This window comes from Pseudomonas sp. G(2018), assembly GCF_005502415.1.
Lineage (GTDB): Bacteria > Pseudomonadota > Gammaproteobacteria > Pseudomonadales > Pseudomonadaceae > Aquipseudomonas.
In genome coordinates this window covers 1-19,610 of record NZ_SCOO01000051.1, presented here as the reverse complement: position 1 = coordinate 19,610, position 19,610 = coordinate 1, and the positions used below count along the sequence as shown (strand labels likewise).

The 19,610-nt window shown below is 48.7% G+C and carries 12 protein-coding genes; all 12 read left to right on the top strand.

Annotation, left to right across the window (positions count from 1 at the left end):
• Nucleotides 1-9: 9 nt before the first annotated feature.
• The 12 genes from FFS64_RS29025 to traN all read left to right on the top strand — a co-directional run bounded on the left by FFS64_RS29025 (nt 10) and on the right by traN (nt 19,480).
• Complete coding sequence (locus FFS64_RS29025; RefSeq protein ID WP_010466566.1) at nt 10-1,359, top strand: TraB/VirB10 family protein; 1,350 nt, start codon at nt 10-12, stop codon at nt 1,357-1,359.
• A 66-nt stretch (nt 1,360-1,425) separates the two neighbouring features.
• Nucleotides 1,426-1,953: a type IV conjugative transfer system lipoprotein TraV gene (traV, locus tag FFS64_RS29020; protein ID WP_082631630.1), complete on the top strand. Its 528-nt coding sequence runs from the start codon at nt 1,426-1,428 to the stop codon at nt 1,951-1,953.
• A gap of 36 nt (nt 1,954-1,989) precedes the next feature.
• Nucleotides 1,990-2,361: a TraA family conjugative transfer protein gene (gene traA / locus FFS64_RS29015; protein ID WP_010466571.1), complete on the top strand. Its 372-nt coding sequence runs from the start codon at nt 1,990-1,992 to the stop codon at nt 2,359-2,361.
• 78 nt (nt 2,362-2,439) lie between these two features.
• On the top strand, nt 2,440-9,216 hold the full coding sequence (locus FFS64_RS29010; protein ID WP_057978600.1) for an Ig-like domain-containing protein: 6,777 nt from the start codon (nt 2,440-2,442) through the stop codon (nt 9,214-9,216).
• A gap of 113 nt (nt 9,217-9,329) precedes the next feature.
• Complete coding sequence (locus tag FFS64_RS29005; protein WP_010466575.1) at nt 9,330-10,019, top strand: DsbC family protein; 690 nt, start codon at nt 9,330-9,332, stop codon at nt 10,017-10,019.
• Nucleotides 10,016-12,418 carry a type IV secretion system protein TraC gene (gene traC, locus FFS64_RS29000; protein ID WP_057978601.1) on the top strand — a complete coding sequence of 801 codons (2,403 nt, stop codon included), beginning with the start codon at nt 10,016-10,018 and terminating at the stop codon, nt 12,416-12,418. Before FFS64_RS29005 ends, traC begins: the two co-directional genes overlap by 4 nt.
• Nucleotides 12,415-12,741, top strand: coding sequence for a hypothetical protein (locus FFS64_RS28995; protein ID WP_125919916.1), 327 nt, complete (start codon nt 12,415-12,417; stop codon nt 12,739-12,741). Before traC ends, FFS64_RS28995 begins: the two co-directional genes overlap by 4 nt.
• Nucleotides 12,734-13,225 (top strand): S26 family signal peptidase, encoded by a 492-nt coding sequence (locus FFS64_RS28990; protein ID WP_082631631.1) that lies wholly within the window; start codon nt 12,734-12,736, stop codon nt 13,223-13,225. Before FFS64_RS28995 ends, FFS64_RS28990 begins: the two co-directional genes overlap by 8 nt.
• Nucleotides 13,219-14,370, top strand: a complete 1,152-nt coding sequence (locus FFS64_RS28985; RefSeq protein WP_057978602.1) for a TrbC family F-type conjugative pilus assembly protein — start codon at nt 13,219-13,221, stop codon at nt 14,368-14,370. The genes FFS64_RS28990 and FFS64_RS28985 overlap by 7 nt, the downstream gene beginning before the upstream one ends.
• Nucleotides 14,367-15,056: an EAL domain-containing protein gene (locus FFS64_RS28980; RefSeq protein WP_158004326.1), complete on the top strand. Its 690-nt coding sequence runs from the start codon at nt 14,367-14,369 to the stop codon at nt 15,054-15,056. The genes FFS64_RS28985 and FFS64_RS28980 overlap by 4 nt, the downstream gene beginning before the upstream one ends.
• Nucleotides 15,057-15,064: 8 nt before the next feature.
• The gene (locus FFS64_RS28975; RefSeq protein WP_057978604.1) at nt 15,065-16,111 is read left to right on the top strand and encodes a TraU family protein; all 1,047 of its coding nucleotides are present in this window, start codon (nt 15,065-15,067) and stop codon (nt 16,109-16,111) included.
• A gap of 9 nt (nt 16,112-16,120) precedes the next feature.
• The gene (gene traN / locus FFS64_RS28970; protein ID WP_082631633.1) at nt 16,121-19,480 is read left to right on the top strand and encodes a conjugal transfer protein TraN; all 3,360 of its coding nucleotides are present in this window, start codon (nt 16,121-16,123) and stop codon (nt 19,478-19,480) included.
• Nucleotides 19,481-19,610 lie beyond the last annotated feature (130 nt).

Genomic DNA, 19,610 nt, shown 5'->3' with positions numbered 1-19,610 from the left:
GGAGGGGACATGCTCAAGTCATACTGGGCTCGCCTGAGCCCCACCACTAAGCGAGTGCTTGTCATTTGCGGGTGTATCGTTGTCGTGCTGGCGATTGTTACTGCTCTCAGTGCCATTGGCGGCAATGAGAAACGTAAGTCTGGTGGTAAGCAAACCATCGGTAACGTGTTAACTGACAGTGATCCACGTGCGGTCGGTCTGGATGCGTTGAATGCCACACAGCGTCAACAGGGGAAAAATCTCAACGATTTGACGCGTAACGTGAAAACACTGCTTGACGGGGCCACGCAGCAGCAGGAGCTACGCGATGGTTTGAAAGACCTATCAAAACAGGTTGCCGATGTTTCGACGCAGCTGAGTTCGACTACTCAGACAGCTGAAGCACTTAAGGCTGACAATGAAAGGCTGCAGCAAGCTCTAAAAGAAACTCAAGATAAGGCACCTCCGCCTGAAAAGGAGGCTGTACTTAAAGAGAAGGAAGAACGAGTCAAGGCTGAACAACTGGCTCAACGTCGATATAACAATGCAGCCGTTGATCCCAACAAAAACATCGGTGCCTTTTTTGCCAATGCACCAGCACCTGCTGCAGATCCAGTAAAGCCAGGGCAGAGTCCAAAGAAAGAAGAGCGACTCACAATCAGCACTATCGGCGCAACTGAGCCTGAGGAAAGCAAAGACAAGAACAAGGAAGAGGAGGTTTACCTTCCTGCTGGCTCGATCCTGTCAGGTGCAATCATCACTGGTATCGACGCGCCTACCGGTAGTGGAGCTCGGAAAGATCCTTTCCCAGTACTGCTTCGTGTGAAGAAAGAGGCTGTTCTGCCTAACCGCTTCAGGGCGGATGTGCGTGAATGTTTCCTGATTGCGAGTGCCTTCGGTGACCTTTCCTCCGAGCGCGCATACATGCGAGCCGAGACGATTTCTTGTGTACGCGATGACGGCGCAGTGATCGAAACCGGCATGGATGCATATGCCTCTGGCGAGGACGGTAAAGCTGGCGTTCGTGGTCGACTGATTTCGAAACAGGGTGCGATCTTGGCCAGGTCGCTCATGGCCGGCTTCATGCAAGGTGTGAGCGAAGCATTCAGTGTTCGCCAAGTACCAAGCATCAACGTTACGGGCACCGGCAGCAGTGGCGGCTCTGGCAAAGTGGTAAGCCCTGTTTACGAACAGGCCTTCAGCTCGCAAGCCATGCAAGGCGCAGCGATCGGCGGTACAGGCAAGGCCTTGGAGCGCATTGCCGATTTCTACCTGGAAATGGCTGAGAACCTCTACCCAGTCATTGAAGTAGACGCCGCTCGTGAAATCGACTTTGTCGTGAAGAAGGGTGTGCAGCTGAAGCTTCAAACAAAGCGCTGACTTCGCAGACCCCGGACAGGGGCAGATTAGCCCCTGTCTACAAATTCAAATACGGATACTTCAACCATGAAAATTAAATCACGGTTCACTTTCGCACGCCTTCTTATTGCTGCTGGCTTTGTTTCAGCAATGAGCGGTTGCTCGTTTCTTCAGATTGGTCAGTCGGACTACTCATGTAAGGGCATGCCTGATGGCGTTACCTGTATGTCCGCACGTGACGTTTACCAACTGACGGAAAACGAGAACTTTCGTCAAGTTGTAGAGCAGCGTCAGGCGGCAAAGGACGAGGCTATTAAAGAGGGTAAGACGATCGAGGAGGTTATGCCGGCGGTGAGCCCGCATATTGCCGCTGGGGAGCGCTACGTCGTTCCAAAACCAGCCCGTGATCCGATTCCTATTCGTTCACAGGCAACAGTGATGCGTATTTGGGTTGCCCCATGGGAGTCCGACAAGGGCGATCTGAACGTACCAGGTTACATGTACACAGAAATTGAGCCGCGTCGCTGGGAGATCGGTACTCCGGCGCCAAAACCTACTGCCTCGATTCGTCCACTTGAGTCGCGAAAAACAGTGCCGCCAACGGCGCAAAACTAACACCCCCCCCAAAAAGCAATAAGCAGGAGACATCCCATGCAACTGAGCATGAACAACAACCAAAAACGTCGCGCAAAAGACGTTATGAAATTCGGTGTTGCACTGATGGTTACTGTCATGGCCACCCAGGCTATGGCCGGTACCGGCGGTGACAGCTTCGACTCCATCTGGGTAACGCTGACCGACTGGATGCAAGGTACGTTGGGCCGAGTTGTAGCTGGCTCTATGGTCCTCGTAGGCATCGTTTCCGGCATCGTTCGTCAGTCGATCATGAGCTTCGCGACGGGTGTCGGTGGCGGCGTCGGTCTCTACAACACTCCGACCATCATCGAATCGATCATGACTGCAACTCTGCCAGCTACTCACTCGCTGGTAACCGCGGCCGTACCTCTGGCTCACCAGATCTAGTTTCAAACGCAATAACCAAAGCCGGCCTTGCCGGCTTTTGGGCTTTCTTAACGGGATCGGAGTTCGAATGTGAACGGGATGAAAAAAAAGGCAATTCTCGCGCTTTCAGCATTGGCCTTATCGTGGTCGCTGACCGGTAATGCTGCTTCTCAATGTATTGAAAGCGGCGAGTCGCTGGTCATCAACCCAATAGCTTCCTTCGAAGGCGGTTCCGTTACTGTCTCGTACTCACTGAAGCGCAGCGACTGCACTTCGACGGGCTCTTTTAGTCTTCCGATCGCAGTTGGTGGGCCGAAAGGTTCGCAGCTCGGTAAGTGTGAGGGTGTTCGTACAAAGGAAGAGTTTTCCTGTTCCGGATCTGCAGCATTGCCGGCTGGATTCACGGGCCCGCTGGTTATTGGCGTAGGAGGGGTGTTAGCAGAGACTATCGTTCAACCCAAGCAAACGCAGCCTGTAGCTGAAGACATGGAGGTGCTGAATGATGAAGATAAAACTCTCGTAATTCCACTCGTATTGAAGGGCGTTGGGGTAACAGCGGATTCATTTGAGCTTGAAAATTTGCCTGATTCGGATGTAGGGCAAATCCTTCTTAAGGGCACCACAGTAACGTTCATACCCCTACCAGGTTGGAGCGGTATCACAGGATTTTCATACCGAGGCAAGGATCAGCACGGGGTGTACTCCAATGTGGCGAATGTGCGCATCGTCACCAGCCTCATGAATGATCCGCCGATTGTAATACCTCATCCTGCAATCGGTTCGGAAGACATCCCTTTTACCTTCACGCCGGTGGTGAAGGATATTGATGGCGTCGACATCTATCAGCTTGTTGTCGAAGCTCAAGGGTCGCACGTCGTAGCTTCGGTGTCGGATGACCGCCATTCCCTGAAAATCACGCCTGAACTCAACTGGAATGGTGAGGACGTAATCAAGATCACTGCAATGGATGCCGCAGGTGAAAAAAGTCCCGTCACGGACATTCCTGTTGTCATTCAGCCGGTCAACGACGCTCCGGTTGTAGATGCAATTTCTATCAACACTGACGAGGACGTCGCCGGCAGGGCGCCGATTATTTTTACCGACCAGGATGGTCAAGCGCCGTATCGGTTCACAGTAGGTGGCCAGCCCTCAAAATCAATTGGTGGTTGCGGTATTGATGGTAATTACGTCGTTTTCACGCCCGCGAAAGACTGGAACGGCCAAACCACATGCTTGGTTACGGCAATTGACGCAAATAACGCGTCATCAAAGCCTGCGGTAGTGACAATCAACGTCAACCCGGTTCCAGACAAGCCTGTCGTACAAAGCACGACGGTGACAATGAATCAGGGCGCATCGACGTCGGTAATACTTGCAGTGACAGATCCCGACAAGGTCGACACCTTTTCTTTATCCAGCACAACACCCCATGACGCGACCTTTGGTTCGTTTTCTTTCAACGGCTCAAAGCTTTCAGTGACCCTGTCCCCATCATTCGTGGGGAGTCGTGTGATTGCGTACACGGCCAAAGATTCTTTCGGCCTTAGCTCTGATACGGGGTTCATCACAGTCAAAGTTCAACCTGTGAATGCAGCCCCTGTTGTAGACGCCATTGATGCTTTGACATCGATCGAGACGCCTGTTTCTGTGGAGCTGACTGCGACAGATGCGAACCATGACTCGCCACTAACATTTGCTATCGCGCAATCGGTAGCCCCCGCTGCTGGTTCACTGACGCTTGTAAAAAATGTGCTTACCTTTTCCCCTGCTACTGGGTTTGTAGGAACGGCGACATCCAAGGTGAACGCAACAGATACCGCCGGCGCAGTATCTGCGAGCCAGACCATTACGTTTAACGTTCAGGCGGATCAGATTGTTGCTTACGATCCCGACGTGCCTGATAGCCACGCTATTGTCATCGTGCAACAACCGCCGGCAAATGTCGGGGTAATCACAGCGGTCGGAATGAATGTATCCTTTGTCCCCGTTGAAGGTTACTTCGGACCTGGATCATTCAAATACAAGGTTCGGGATACAGCCGGCTTGGAATCAGCGGTTAAAGACGGCGTAGTCATTGTCGATAAAACCAACTATGCCCCAACATCAGCGACTGCTGATCTCACCGCATACGAAGGTGAAGCATCAGCTGCTGTAACGCCGACAGTCACGGACAAAAACTTGTATGACGCTGGTCAGCACACTTTCACTGTGCCTATCCAAGCAATGACAGGTGTCGCAGAGGTCGTTAGCAATAAGATCATTTACAACGCACCGTTCGGTTTCCAAGGTAAAACGTCGTTCAAATTTATTGCTCGTGATTTAGCTGGCGCTGAGGTGATCGGTACGGCAAACGTCACGGTTATCGCTAAAAACCTTCCGCCGACAATGGTCGCGCTTGATATGCAGACCACGGAGATGACGCCTGTGTCCGGCGCTCCAACGGTGGTTGATTCAAATCCCACGGATACATTTACCTTTAAGGTCCTCGGCACACCTGTCGGAGGCGCTGCTGTAGCTGCGGGAGGCAAAGTCAGCTACAGCCCTCGTGAAGGTTGGACAGGGACTGATAGTTTCCTCATCAGAGCTACAGACGCAGCTGGATCAACAGTAATAGGGTTGGCTACTGTGACCGTGGTGCCGAACAACCTGGCGCCAGAGGGTCTGGTTGGAACAATCACAAGCCTCGAAAATACACCAGCAGCACCGTATTACCCGGTTATTACAGACAAGAATCTGTACGACCAAGGCCAGCACCTTTTGAAAGTGGTTACCCAACCTGCAAGCGGATCAGTGGCTGTGACCGGCAATATGCTTATTTTTACGCCAGCCAAAGATTTTATTGGAGATGATTCATTCATCGTTGAGGCAACTGATCTAGGCGGCTTGAAGGTCTCCGGTGCGGTTGCCGTTCACGTACTCAAAAACAACCTGCAACCAGTGAGTGCAGCGCTGAGTATCACCACCTTTGAAAACACCAAATCGGCAGCTTTTAAGCCCGATGTTGTTGATCCGAACGTCTGGGACTCCTTCAGCTACGAAGTTGTAAGCCAACCTTCGCACGGTAGCGTACTCGCCAGCCAAAATGGCTACATCTACACGCCGAACCCTAGCTACGTGGGCAATGATTCGTTTGCGTTCCGAGTGGTCGACGCAGGTGGCGAATATATTGAGTCTCTAGCTCGGGTGGCAGTGCTAAGGAAGAACACGCCTCCTACAGGGCTTAAGCCAACGACCGTATATTTCTACGAAGGGGTAGGAGGTAAGGAGCGGCTGAGTGCTGTTGACGCCAACGATTGGGGTTCCCATACCTTCGAGGTCGTTTCGCAGCCTGAGCATGGATATGTATGGTTCAACGGTAATGACGAAATGAACTTCAAGACTGACGGTCGTACTCAGACCTCAGTCGTCATCAAGGTCACGGATCAGGATGGGGAGTCGGTGAACGTTACTGTGGCGCTCATGCCCAAAAGCATCGCTGATGTAGTGGATCAGATGCCAATCGAACAGATTGATAAGGATAGCTTGTCCACTCCTGCCATCACTAAGGAGTTCAACAGAACAGACGGTCGCCCAGGGTTGATGGTGACAGAGCCTGTGGCTATACAGGCTCTTGGGACAGACGTTATTGCGTTTGTAGAGAAAACATCAGGCCTTGGTCTGAAGGTAGGTCGCAAACCACTAGATCCAGGTCAAGCAGTTCGGTTACCTATTGATCGAGTGACCGTTGATAGCTTGGGTGCCGCTGTCGCAGCCCTGACTGCAGGTGAGGCTGGCAAAGGGAGGCTGCTGCTGTTTAGGGGCGACCTGACTGGTTCAGCCTTTGCAATTCCATATGAGGTATGGTCTCTGCAGGGCGCGATAAAGACTTCAGCGGATAGCGTGCCTTTGGGTCTGCAGTCCGTACGAGCGCAATTCGAGCCGGGAAATAATGTCTGTCTGAACACGGTCCGAACGCTATCGGCCCAGAACTCCAACCCCTACGACAATCCTGTTTGTCTACTTGAGTTCACAAAGCCATTGCCGGAGTACAAGGACCTGTCCAGCGATTCAACGTTGGCTTTGCAGGGCACCGCCGCGGATGTCGGCTCATACCCAATCGAGGCCTCCTCCTACATTGTTGGACCTGATGGCCAGAAGTATCTCCTTGGTACCTACTCAAAGACGGTGACCTTTGTCTCTCCAGTAGCCACAGTGAAAATAGGGCCAAAATACCCGTTCGATAAAGCGTATTTTAAAGTCGAAGATCTGGATATTGAGTTCGTTCAGCAGTCAGGAACTGCTTGTGATTTGACGATAATCGAGCGCCGCGCAATGACTGCTGCTTCGTCTTATTCGACTAAGCCTCTGTGCTTAGTCGAGTGGGAGGAGATTTCTCCAGGCCTTACCATTCGACCCAACTGGGAACGGCCATACCTGGTTGGCAACGCACAGATGCTCGGCGAAAACAAAATTCAGTGGAAGCTTTCTGTTTTCACTCCGTCGGGCAAAAAAATTGATCTTGGAACGGACAAATTCACTTTTGACGTTATTGAGCCGTCGTTCCCGAAAGTAACCTATACGTCAAAGACGAAGGTAAACGATACGTTATTGGTATCACCGCTGGCCGGTGGTTACATCGGCGATGCCGTGGTGACTTCCGTGAGTGCACGTCTGCAACTCAAAAATAACGTCAATCAAGGTAAGGTTCAAAGTGAGGTAATTGCGCCTTCTTTTGGGGACATCATGACGGTGTACCGCCGCATTTATACAGCGCCTTACACCGCTCTATGGCAAAAGCGATCGCTCTTCGTCGATGTGAACTACACACTGCTACCAGATTTGATCACTCACTCTGTGGTCGACGTTTTGGCGGTCCCTGACGAGAGCATTGTTCCTATTATCGATAACGAAAATGGGAAGATTCTTTCCACTGAGGCCTTGGAGGTCAACGTTGCGATTGGGGATGCATACGACTCAACCAAGACCTACAACGAGTCAACGATGGGGGCGTGGGAGATTCGTCTGATTCAGAAGCCGACTTGGAATACGGTGACGGAAGTAGCTCCATGGGTAAGAGCTGATGGTGCCGGTCATGCGTCATTCGCTTTGGACGTCGCTGCACTTGCTGGTAAAAATCTTCGCGTCTTCGCAGAGGCGCGGATCATCTCTCCCGTTCCCGAGTACACCGTTACCAGAACATCGCCACAGCCGCTGTCACTAGCAATTTTGAACGGCGCAGCGCTAGATGGATCGATCCGAGCGCTGCGGTTGACAGGCGAAGCGCCACTCAGGGTAACGCTGTTCGCTGATGTCACCAATCGGGCTTGGACCAAAGACCTCGGTAATGTCCGTTGGGAGCAATCCACTGAAGGTGGTGCATGGACTGAAATTCCAAATAAAAGTCGCACACCACAACGTATTGCTCTGACTCTTGCCAAAGGTAAATACAAGATTCGCGCGGAGCTCACGAACAAACACTCTGGCGCAAAATCGATGACTGACGAAATCGAGATTGCTGCCTACAACATTCCCAAGGGCATACTCAAAGGCGCAGGTAACACGTTTCTTGATGCAAACGCTCGCTTCAGAGTGCTGCAGGTGAATGCACAACCAATTGATCTTTCTAATATCGATGTCGAGTGGAGTTATGACCGTGGTGTCACGTGGACGCCGGGGAGCGATAGCGTTGTGTTTACTCGTAGTACCGAGGAACGTGTCTACGTCTACATGAGAATGAGGTACAAGGACTCGCCGACTGATGATCCTCGGGTATGGAAGACGATTCGTTCAGGCGTTGCATTCAGAAAGGTGCGCCCACCCAGAGTGCAGCTGATCGGGCCACGTCGTCCAGAGGTAGGGAAAGAGTCAACTTGGGTAGCAAACCTGCTTATGCCGTACCCGAACATGGATTTAACCATGGATGGTGAATTCATCATGCCGGACGGTAAGACAATCGTCCCTGGCCAAGAGGCTAAGTACACGCCCGTGGATTCAGATGTCACTGATCAACGTACATATTTGAGCTATCGCGCATGGATCAACGGGTACCGTGATCGTGGAGGGGAGGGCATAACACAGCAGCGAATCACCTTCTGGATTTACGATTGGCCGGCCTGGGCGATTTCACCGACGTTCTCAGCAGAGTACGCGCCGGCCGACCTGAGTTTACGAGTAAGGAACATCGGTGAGTTCAAAGCTGTTGAGGGGGTCTATTACGACTGGGAAATGCCTGCTATGCCCGGTTATTCAGTTGTGAAAGACGACAACATGGCACTGCGGATACTGACCATTGATGAGCCAGGCGAGTTTCCATTCAAAGTGCATGTTTACGATGCACGTGGTAATTACACCCTTGTTGAAAAAAACATGACCTTCAAGGAGCCACCACCATGGTCGATTACGCTTAAGTGGACAGGAGATAACAACGCAGCACGTGCTCCACTAGGCATCATGGTCCGGCCGGAGATCACTGGAGGACATCCAAAAGACCGGATTACGAGCATGGCGTACACCCTCAACGGAACAGAAATCGATACCGGCGGTTCTCGATATGCGCGCGCAACCCTTCCTGCAGAAGGTCAGTATCAGATTGCCATGGCTGTTCAGTCGCAGATGAACAAGGGAGGAACTGGCGAGGTGTCTATCGATGTGAAGCAGAACCAAAAACCTACCTGCGATTTGCAGGTCAAGGAGAGTGGTTCAGCGTGGACTGCCACCGCGAAATGCGTCGATCCTGACGGCCGAATCGCCCGTCACAACTGGTACGTAAATGACAAGCTGCAGGGGTTGGGAGGGTCGATGATCACAATTTCAAAAAGAACGTACCCTGAAGCTCCGAAGATCCTGCTCTACGCGACGGATGACTCCGCTGAGGACTCGGCGCCAGTCGTTTGGTAACACCACAGGGCGCCGAAAGGCGCCCTTTCTTTTGACCCCAATGAAGGGTCAGATTCGACACCCTCCCAAAGTATGCAGCTATAGCCTGATGACATCGTAAAAGAGGTGTCCTCATGCTCCGAAGAATCTTCTGCGCAATTTTGCTCATCGCGTCAGCAAGCAGCTATTGCACTGCAAATGCCCAAGAAAACAACGTAACTACGCCGTTGCCAATAAACGGAATGATTGCGGCCGTCAAAAATGGAAAGCTCGCGTTTGTAAGTGATAACGGAAGATTTGTTTTTCGTGGGAGCTTGTATGACACCTGGAGCCAAAAAGAAATTTCCTCGATCGATGACGCCGATCAAGCTTTCCGCTATATCGACGTGGCGAAGCTTAAGTTCAACGTTGACGATCTGAGCCCCTTTACATATGGGAGCGGAAAGAAACAGGTCATAATTTTTACCGACCCTCAATGCCCAGCATGCAGCTTACTTCTAACTGATCTCAAAAAAGTAGAAGGCTACACATTTAAAATTGTCGAGCTATCAGCACTCGGTGAAGAAAGTTCCAAGATTGTTCGATCGATGCACTGTGCAACTGATCAGAAACAAGCCTATGAGATTGCTGTTGGACTGCAAAAGCCGCGAGTTATAGATAGCCGTGGAGCAGATTGCGATACCTCAGCAATCGGCAAACGAATTATTACAGCCCAAATGTTTGGGCTTAAAGGCGTCCCGTTTATTATTCGTGACGATGGTTTAACACGCCAAGGGTATGCAAAAGGTTCGCTCGAGTCTTGGCTGATTGGAGCCGCAAAATGAGCACTTTTCCAAAAGCTAAATTCCCACTTGCAGACCTACTTAGCGTAGTTGCCTATGACGAAGATAAGAAGTACTTCGTTATGGATGACAACATGGCTGGGTTCGCGTTTTTGTGTCGCCCGCTGCCTGGAAGTGATGGCAAAGAGGGCGACCAACTTAAAAGCGTCATGAAACAAGCATGGCCGGCCGGAACGATGATTAATTTTTCATCATTTCCATCGCAAAACATTAACGATCAAGTGAATTCGATGCTGAGAATGCGGATGCATTCTCCTGATGACATTGCGCATCAAGCAATCAAAAGCCGTGCTTCGTACCTGTTCAAAGGCACACTTGAGCCGATTGATGATTATTCAGGTATCAAGGTACGTGAAATTCACACAATCATTACTGTTAAGTTTCCAATTGCCGAACCTTTGCCAAGTGAAAAAGAAATTCAGATCATAAGCGAGCTCAGGGCTCAATTTGACTCGACATTTAAAAGCATTGGGTTTTGCCCTATAGGTTTAACACAAAACCTATATTTGGAAATTATGTCGTCGATTTTGAACCAAGGACCAAATGCGTCTTGGCGAGATCGAATGGCGCAGGAGGCGGACGATGATAAGCCGCTTAAAACACAGGTCTTGGATTATGATCGCACTCTAGAAGTTTTTAGTGATCATCTAAAGATCGGTAACACTTTGGTAAAAACCCTTAGTGTTAAAAAGTTTCCTCGTCGCGTAGTTCAGGGCTCTGCAGCTTGGTATTTGGGTGATTTGCTAACCGGAAACAACGGGATTCGAGAAAATTGCATAATTAGCTTCACTGTATATTTTCCTGATCAACAGGCAGCAAAAGACAAAATGAACACCAAGCGTCAGTGGGCCAACAACCAGGCCTACGGACCTCTTCTAAAATTTGTACCAAAACTTGGTGCAAAAAAACAGGGTATGGATGACCTGTTTAAGGAGATTGAGGAAGGCGAGGCTATTGTCCGATGCAACATGACGGTTATCGTTTTCGCTAACGATCGTGATCGCCTAGTGCGTGCATCATCAGAAGCCCGAAATTATCTGGGAATACGTCAGTTTTCGTTCCTGGAAGACAAATATTTTGTACTGCCTTTATTCTTAAACGCGCTTCCGTTTGGCGCAGATGCAAATGCTATTAATGAGAGCTATCGATATAAAACTATGTCGGTGACTCAGGCCCTACCACTGCTACCTATCTATGGGGATTGGAAGGGGACTGGCTCCCCGATGATGCAGTTTGTGTCTCGCAACGGGCAGTTGATGTCCTACTGTCTTTTCGACTCGGAAACTAATTACAACGCCACGGTAGCTGCGCAGTCGGGTAGCGGGAAGTCATTTTTAACTAACTACTTGATCACAGCCTATCGATCAGCTGGAGCTCAGGTGTGGGTGATTGACGTTGGTCGATCGTACGAGAAGCTGGCCAAAGCATTTAATGGTGACTTCCTTGAATTTAAGCCAGACGTCACGATATGCCTGAATCCCTTTGAGTTGGTTCAACAGTACTCTGAGGAGGAGGACGTCCTCATTGGACTTCTGTGCGCTATGGCTGCACCTACGAAGGCCCTTGAAGACCTTCAAGTTGCAGGTCTGCGAAAGCACACTCATGACGTTTGGGAAGTCAAAGGCCGTGACATGAGCGTCGATGACGTCGAGCAATCATTGCTTGGCGATGAAGACAGCCGTATCCAGGATGTCGGTAAGCAACTCTACCCATTCACGTCCAAGGGGATGTACGGCAAGTACTTCAATGGCAAGAATAACGTTGACTTCAAAAACCCGTTCACTGTACTTGAACTCGAGGAACTAAAGGGGCGGAAGCATCTTCAGCAGGTAGTTCTGCTCCAGCTCATTTATCAAATTCAACAGGCAATGTTCCTGGGGGATCGAGACCGGCAGAAAATTGTAGTAATCGATGAGGCTTGGTCGTTACTTACAGAAGGTGATGTCGCGAAGTTTATCGAGCACGGTTATCGCCGTTTCCGTAAATACAATGGCGCTGCAATTACTATTACACAATCTGTAAACGATTTGTACGCTAGTCCGACTGGTCGCGCTATCGCGGAAAACTCAGCGAACACCTTCTTGCTGGGCCAGAAAGATGATGCAATCAATATCATTAAAAAAGAAGGCCGACTTGCGTTAAGCGATGGCGGATTCAGCATCCTCAAGTCAGTACATACGATCCGTGGTCAGTACTCTGAGATATTCTTTATGACGGAGTCAGGGTCTGGTGTAGGACGCTTGACAGTTGATAACTTTTCTAAGCTTCTTTACTCAACTACTCCTAAAGATGTGCATGATATCAATGTCTATGTTAACAAAGGCATGAATACAGCCGAAGGGATCAATGTCGTATTGCGCGATCGTGGGGTATCAGTATGAAGTCAGTAATTCTTAACGTAGCACTTTCTGTTGCTTGCTCGCTGGGAACCATTGCAGCATACAGTTTTATTAAGGGCGATTCTTCAATTACTCAATTCGCGGTGCTGAATTATGACGTTGTTAATTTGCACGGTAGCGGAGGTTCGAATTCGGAGGTTGAGGAAAGTTATAATAACCTTCGCGAGTCCGCGAATAAATTGACTGCTGCTGGTTATGTTGTGATGGACTCACGAGCGTTAGTGTCATACCCACCTGAGCTAGAGATTCCATTAATTGAACATGGTGATGAAACTGAGGTATCTGAGGGGGCGGTAAGTGAATAAGCATTTAACATTCATTTTAAAAGCCTTGCCCCTGTCAGTTGCTATGGCTGGTGCCGCTTTTTACCTGTCGTCTCGATATGAAATTGGAATTGATCCACAAAAGAACACGTGCTTGGATTGGCGGGTCTTTGTTGTTGATCGTTATGATACGAAAATTGATCGCGATAAGGTATACGCGTTTCGGTCGACTCAGATGGAACCATTTTTTGCGAATGGTACGAAGATCATCAAATACGTCCGCGGTATACCTGGCGATCGCGTCACAGTAGGCCTGGAAAATATCGCTGTGAATGGTACTACCAGAGGTAAAGGTCTGCTGCTTGCAGATCGCCTAGGTAAACCAGAGAGCCGATATATAAGGGATGAGATAGTTCCAGATAATATGCTTTGGTTCATGGGCACATCTCAAGATAGTTTCGATTCGAGATATTGGGGCTACGTTTCAAGTTCCGACGTGGTCGGGAGAGCCTACCCAATATGGTAAGACTACGATCAGCACTCATTTATGCGGCTGTCATTTGTTCTGTCGCTCAGGCTTATGGGAGCACAGACTTTGCAGCTCAAGAGAGCGCAGCAATTGAGAATTTCAAAGACGTTCTGGACGGAATAAAGACTAATACGGACAAGCAAGTAGATTTTGTATTGAAAACTGAAGACCTCAGTTTTGCCAAAACACCACTGATGTTAGACAGTAATTCAGTCGACCCCGTGCCTGTTGATCACGACAGGACCTATCAGGTATTCGTTTCGTGGAGTCTTGGTGAGGCGGAGATCAAGAATCTCATAAAGGAATACCACGATAACAGAGAAGTCGAGCTTGTTTTTAGAGGTATTCCTGACGGTCTAACATTGCAAGACGCGCTCGCAAAGGTGCAACGGTTAAGTTTGGAAACGAAGTCCAATACACCTGTACTTATAAACCCCGTGCTTTTCGAAGAGTCGCAAATTGAAACCGTTCCGCAAGTGCGTAAAGTTGTAGGGAAACAAACTGTATATGTAGTTTCAGGAACAACATCCGTTCAAGCCGCGGATGAGCAGTACCAAAAAGATAAAGTACCAAAGCCAAAAGCAATTGGGCCCGGCCTGCGAATAGCCGAGCGTGATCTAATTGAAGTATTGAAGGAGCGACTCGCCAAGGTCAATTTTTCAGAGCTGAAAGATAAGGCTTTAAGGAGGTTTTGGTCTAATCAAGTATTTGCAGAATTATCGCCTGCAACAACGAGTAGAGTCAGAAAGCTAGATCCTTCAGTCGTGGTGCCACAAGACATCACAGGCGTCGACGGATCTTTAATACATAAAGCTGGTGATCGTATAAACCCATTAGACATTCGTCCTTTTACTCAGCGTCTTGTGATTATCGATCCTAGTTATGAAAAACAGATCAACTTTGCGAAGGCGCAGATTGAAACTTACGGTGACAAGCAGAATGTTGTCATTATTTTGTCAGAAATGGATCGCCAGAAAGGTTGGGATGGATTTACTGAAGTGCAAAATAAAGTAGGCCGTGCCGTATACATCCTAAAGGATGATGTGCGCACGAGGTTCTCTATCGATTTCACGCCTTCAGTAGTTACCGCGGCCGATAGAAGCTTTTATATTGAAGAAGTTGCAGGAGAGTCATTGCCGTGACAGTGCTAGCGCTCCAATCAATTCACTTTTCCAACGGTAAGGTTCTAGGGTACGAGGTGTTGGCTCGTCGCATAGTCTCGGGTCGAATGCTTTCACCAGGACAGTTCATGGCGAACTCGCAACCAGGTGAGTGGATTCTATTGGATCGCGAGATAGTAACGCTAGTCACCGAAAATGTTTCAGAATTAATCGGTATGGGCCCTTTATTTATTAATATCAGTTCAGAAACATTATCGTCACCTTCTGATGCGTATGCATTGATAAAGTCTCTAGCTGGCGTCTATTCGCTAGGGTTGGAAATCGTACTCGAAATATCTGAGAAATACTCTGACGGGTCTGAGAGCCTTGATTCATTGTTATCCTTTGCTAGGTCCTTGGGGTTAAGAGTTGCAATTGATGACTTTGGATCGGAAAACTCAAATATGGCACGTTTGGTTGGACATAAGTGGGATTACTGCAAGGTTGACCTCCCTGCGTTGTTGGTGCCGGCAAATCTGACGCTCCTGACTGAAATTCGAGATTACTGCTTGGCCAACCATGTAGGTTTAATCTTAGAGAAGGTAGAAGATGTTTCAATTCTAAGTGGTTGGCTTAAGCCGCTAAATGGTGCATCGCTACAAGGCTTTGCGCTCTCTAAACCAGGCGTGCTTAATCAAATGCCTTCGCTGTTACAGAGTTCAAGGTAGTATTAATTATGTTCATTCGTAGTTTAGGCCTGTTGGTCTCTCTGTTGCTGTGTCTTTATTCGCAAGTATCGGTATCTGATCAGTCTGTAACTGATTCTTTGTCCTGCCCAAATGCTGAGCTGTTTAGCGGTAAGTTATTTACTGATGTTTGTTGGGCTTGTCTATTCCCTATACGTATTGCTGGTGTAAGCATCACACCTGGTGATGCTCCGTCAGGCGCTTCAAAGAAGAGTATTTGCATGTGTGAGGACAATCTTGGCTTATGGAAGCCTGGTATTGTCAACTCATTGTGGGAGCCTGCTCGGCTAATCGAAGTTGTTAGGAAGCCTGGGTGTTCGCTCGCATTGGGTGGTGTTACCTTGCCAATTGGCGACAAGCGCCTGTGGGGGACATTATCCGATTCAGTTGGTGGCAACACGATTACGAAGGAGAAACTCTCTTTCTATAACGTCCATTACTATGCGTTCCCGCTGCTATCGATTCTGGAAATGTACATGCCCAAGCGCTGCTCTCCAGATGGTTATGCTGACTTCGATATCATTCAGTTAACGGAGATTGACCCGGTCTGGACAAATGACGAGTTAGCATTCTTTGTTAACCCTGAGGCTGCTGCTGTCGCAAACCCACTGGCACAAGCTGCATGCACAGCTGACGCGGCCTTAGGTGTTGCTGGTCAAGAGCCTCTAACGTCCCTCTGGTGGTGTGCAGGGACGTGGGGAGAAATCTACCCAATGGCTGGGACTGCCTTACCCAACGACTTTGGGCGAACCACTTCGTTACTTGCTGCGCGCACGATTGCTACCCAACACCGCCGCGGCCTTGCACATTTAACTATTGGGGATGAAACCATCTGCAGGGGCTCAATCTTCCCCACAGTTCCAAAATCCCAATACAAAATGGCCATGTTCTTTCCTCGAGCAGAATCGAAGGAAGCGCATTACATCGGTTCTCACCCGATGACTTGGCAAGGGGGTGAGGGCAGAGTTATTCCCCAAGTCGGGGAAGACGCGCTTTACATGTTATTCCGGTGGAATGACTGCTGTAACACACTATGAGATTTTGACATGCGTTCTCTATCCAGGATCACCGCGGCCGTAACACTATTCTTCTACGGGTACGCCATCTGTGTGCCTGCTTGGGCCGATAGCATTTCGTCATCGGCAGCGGACGGGAATAAAGCTGCTCAAGATGCGATGAATTCATGGTCGGCGCCGACTGCGTCGTCATCCGAGATCACTTTTGGCAGTGGGGGGCAGAAGCAAACCATTAATCTGTCTGAATTATTCCCAGGCGTATCTGATACGTCTGATTCCGGTGACTTGAAAAGTCTGTATGGAAATGATGAAGGGACCCTAAGTGCAGGGTCCAATGCTAATACGTCTTTATTAAGTGAGAACTCGATGAGCGGTGATGCCTACCGCCTGTTGAAAGACACTTCTGGCACTAAACGGCCCGATCTTAAAAATGATCCACTTTGGACGAACACTGATAAGACAATCGACAATCAGGACATATTTAATAAAGACTTTGCTGATTGCAAACAGACAACTGAAACCACAAAGACCACTACGTCTAAACATGTGTCTGACATGAAGACGTGCGAACGTGTTGCGGATAAGTCTGGAGTATTCACGCTTAAGCACGACTATACAGCTGGCGTTGTTAAGTATGTCGATGGTCCCACAAACTTTCAATCTTGCGGGCCGGGATGCATTGATATCTGGTTAGGTCAGGTCGGTGATAATTATTGGTCGGGTTACTGCACCATTTTCGAAAATAAAATGACTTTTGAAGTCGTAAACCCAGATGCAATTCAATCTGCGAGTCTAACCTACGCAAAATGGGATGACTACATGCAGGTATGGGTTGCCAACACGAAAATCTGGTCTGGCCCAAACGAGAACTTTCCACCTGAAACGGCTGGTGCATGTGAGCTAGGGACGTCTTGGGAGACGGCTCCTAATGTCAACATGACTTCTTTATTAAAAGAGAAGGGAAAAAAAGAATTCAAAATTCGAGCGTCAGTCGCTGGTTCTGGTGAGGCTTACGCTAAGTTGCGAGTTATCTACGATCCGTTGAAGGCAGTAAGCGAAGAAAAGTGGTATTCACAAGAAGCTGTTGACGTAGCCTCATCTATTAATGATGGTTACTGTCAGGGTTCATTCGTGTGTACGAAAATATCTGCCATTTCTGAAACAGGATGTGCAGAAATTGACGGTGTTACTGTTTGTGAAAGTTCATTTGGCAAAGGTCCGCCCTTGCCTGGGATTTCGCCTCTCTGCCAAGAAGTTTCAATCAACTCACAATGTAATTTTTATAAAGGTGATATGGAGTGCTACACCGATGCACAAGGGCAGCAACAATGTCCTGTAAACACTGATAGGACTTGCTCCGTAAATCATAATATGAAAGTTATGGAAATCCCATTCGCTGCAAAGGTTGCGGTTGAGGATGCTCCTGGTTCGGGCGAAACGAATCGCGTAGTGGTTGACTTTTCAAGTGGTTCATCTCAGAACACAACAAGCAGTCTGCGGGCGGATGCCAGTATCGATCAGGCTAACTATGATTATCTATGTAAGGCAAAAGGGGAGGATGGTAGATCTCTGCCTCAAAAAATCGCTGTCTCTTCTGTTGGGTTATGGACTGGTCATAAATACGCACCTAAAACATTGGGTGTTGACTCAACTAATATTATTCAGATGCCGTCTTGTGAAAACGGTCTAAAAATGATCGTCGACATCAAGGATACTGGCAGCGGAACGCCAGGATGGTTCTACGCTCATGAGTTCCGGTTTAAGGCTGTACGTATCGCCGCGGAGTCTTATGGCCCTAAATTCTGTATTGACGCGGCCAATAAGATCCAATCTGGTCAGTGCACTGAAGGCGGAGCAGTTCAGGTCACTAAAGGCGTAGCATCAGGTTGCCTGCCTTTAAATGGAATCTCTGTTTGTCCTGGCGATAGTATGTATGCTGCTATGTTGCCTTCCCCTGTCCAAGGTGTTGATAAATTATTCCAATCGGCGAAAGTCACAGGTTGTGTAAATGGAGGAATGAACCTAAATACCTGTGCAAAATTCGAGGCTGATAAGACATGTGGCTTTATCTCTCAAAAATGTGTTGATGGTGCAAAGGGTGACTCAGGGCAATGCTATGTGACTGAAGAGGTTTGGGATTGTGGCTACGATGTTCAAGTTCCATCAACCGATACCAAGACATCGTATCAATGTGCAGGTCCAGTTCGCTGCCTAGGGAAAGAGTGTTTCAATCCGACCGATGAAAAGTCTACTGAGTTTGGTTATGCGGCCGCAGCCCTTCAAATTGCACAGTTTGCTGAACATGATCTCGATTGCGGTGAAAATCCTGAGGACACAACATCAGATCATGTTTGCAAAGTGTTCAAGGGCGAAATGATGGAGTGCAAAAAGGCTGTAGGTGGCTGGGTGGACTGCTGCGAGGCCCCAGACGGCGTATCACTCATGGACTACATTGCTCTCACGTACAACACCATCCAGCTTACTGAAAAAGTCGGAATCATTGATAACGCGCCTACGCTTTCAAGTGCCTGGACTCTGGGAAAAGAGTTGGCTAGTGGCAGTGGTTGGGATTCAGCGTGGAGTGCTGCATCTGCTACCAATGCTGCGGTGACTGATGTAGCACAACTCGGTGTAATTGAAGGCTTTAAGCAACAAATGATGAACTATGTCGCGAATTGGACAGCGAATACGTTTGGGCCAGCGGCTGCAAACGCGGTTTTTGCAAGCGGAATCGCAGCCAATGGCCCCTCTACCGAGGCTTTTGCTGCTACCAACCCTACTACAGGTGCTGTAACTACTGCTCCAAATGCTACTTTGGCTTCGAGTTTTGCAGCTGTTCTTTCAGTCGTAATGATTGCTTATATGGTTTATCAGATTGCTAATATTCTGGTAAAAATAATATGGGAGTGTGAGCCTAAAGAGTTTGAGTTGGGAGCCAAGAAGGAAACGAAAGTTTGCCATTATGTTGGCAGCTATTGCGCTAGTAAAACACCATTTGGTTGTATTGAGAAAAGGGAGTCTTACTGCTGCTTCAACTCGCCTTTAGGGCGCATCATTCAGGAGCAGGGGCGGCCACAACTCGGAATGACATGGGGTGATGCTGAAAACCCATCCTGCGAAGCACTAGGCGTTGATCAGATAGCCAAGCTGGATTGGAGTAAGATTGATATTTCAGAGTGGATTGGCTTACTTCAAGTTACTAATTTCTATCCTACGGCCGACAAAATTAATTTAGATAATTTGACAGGTAAGGGGTCAGCTTTGAATATTGGTGAAGGTCGAACCGACACTCTCAATCGAAATACAGAGCGATTGGATGGTCTAAATGAAAGCTTTTCTGAGACGAGAAAGGCTGCAGAGGATAATTTAAGGGACACTTTCAATAAGTAATAAAAAAGGGGCCGTAGCAGGCTGTGTGAAAACCTAGCAATCTGCTGGCCGGTTGAAGAAAATGCCCGTATCGCAAGATACGGGCATTTTTCTTATGCGCTATATCCAAGGTGAAAACCGCTCCCAGAGC

What these genes read in the sequence shown, in the direction of transcription:
- FFS64_RS29025 (WP_010466566.1), top strand. Translation starts at nt 10, where the DNA reads ATGCTCAAGTCATACTGGGCTCGCCTGAGCCCCACCACTAAGCGAGTG.
- traV (WP_082631630.1), top strand. Translation starts at nt 1,426, where the DNA reads ATGAAAATTAAATCACGGTTCACTTTCGCACGCCTTCTTATTGCTGCT.
- traA (WP_010466571.1), top strand. Translation starts at nt 1,990, where the DNA reads ATGCAACTGAGCATGAACAACAACCAAAAACGTCGCGCAAAAGACGTT.
- FFS64_RS29010 (WP_057978600.1), top strand. Translation starts at nt 2,440, where the DNA reads ATGAAAAAAAAGGCAATTCTCGCGCTTTCAGCATTGGCCTTATCGTGG.
- FFS64_RS29005 (WP_010466575.1), top strand. Translation starts at nt 9,330, where the DNA reads ATGCTCCGAAGAATCTTCTGCGCAATTTTGCTCATCGCGTCAGCAAGC.
- traC (WP_057978601.1), top strand. Translation starts at nt 10,016, where the DNA reads ATGAGCACTTTTCCAAAAGCTAAATTCCCACTTGCAGACCTACTTAGC.
- FFS64_RS28995 (WP_125919916.1), top strand. Translation starts at nt 12,415, where the DNA reads ATGAAGTCAGTAATTCTTAACGTAGCACTTTCTGTTGCTTGCTCGCTG.
- FFS64_RS28985 (WP_057978602.1), top strand. Translation starts at nt 13,219, where the DNA reads ATGGTAAGACTACGATCAGCACTCATTTATGCGGCTGTCATTTGTTCT.
- FFS64_RS28975 (WP_057978604.1), top strand. Translation starts at nt 15,065, where the DNA reads ATGTTCATTCGTAGTTTAGGCCTGTTGGTCTCTCTGTTGCTGTGTCTT.
- traN (WP_082631633.1), top strand. Translation starts at nt 16,121, where the DNA reads ATGCGTTCTCTATCCAGGATCACCGCGGCCGTAACACTATTCTTCTAC.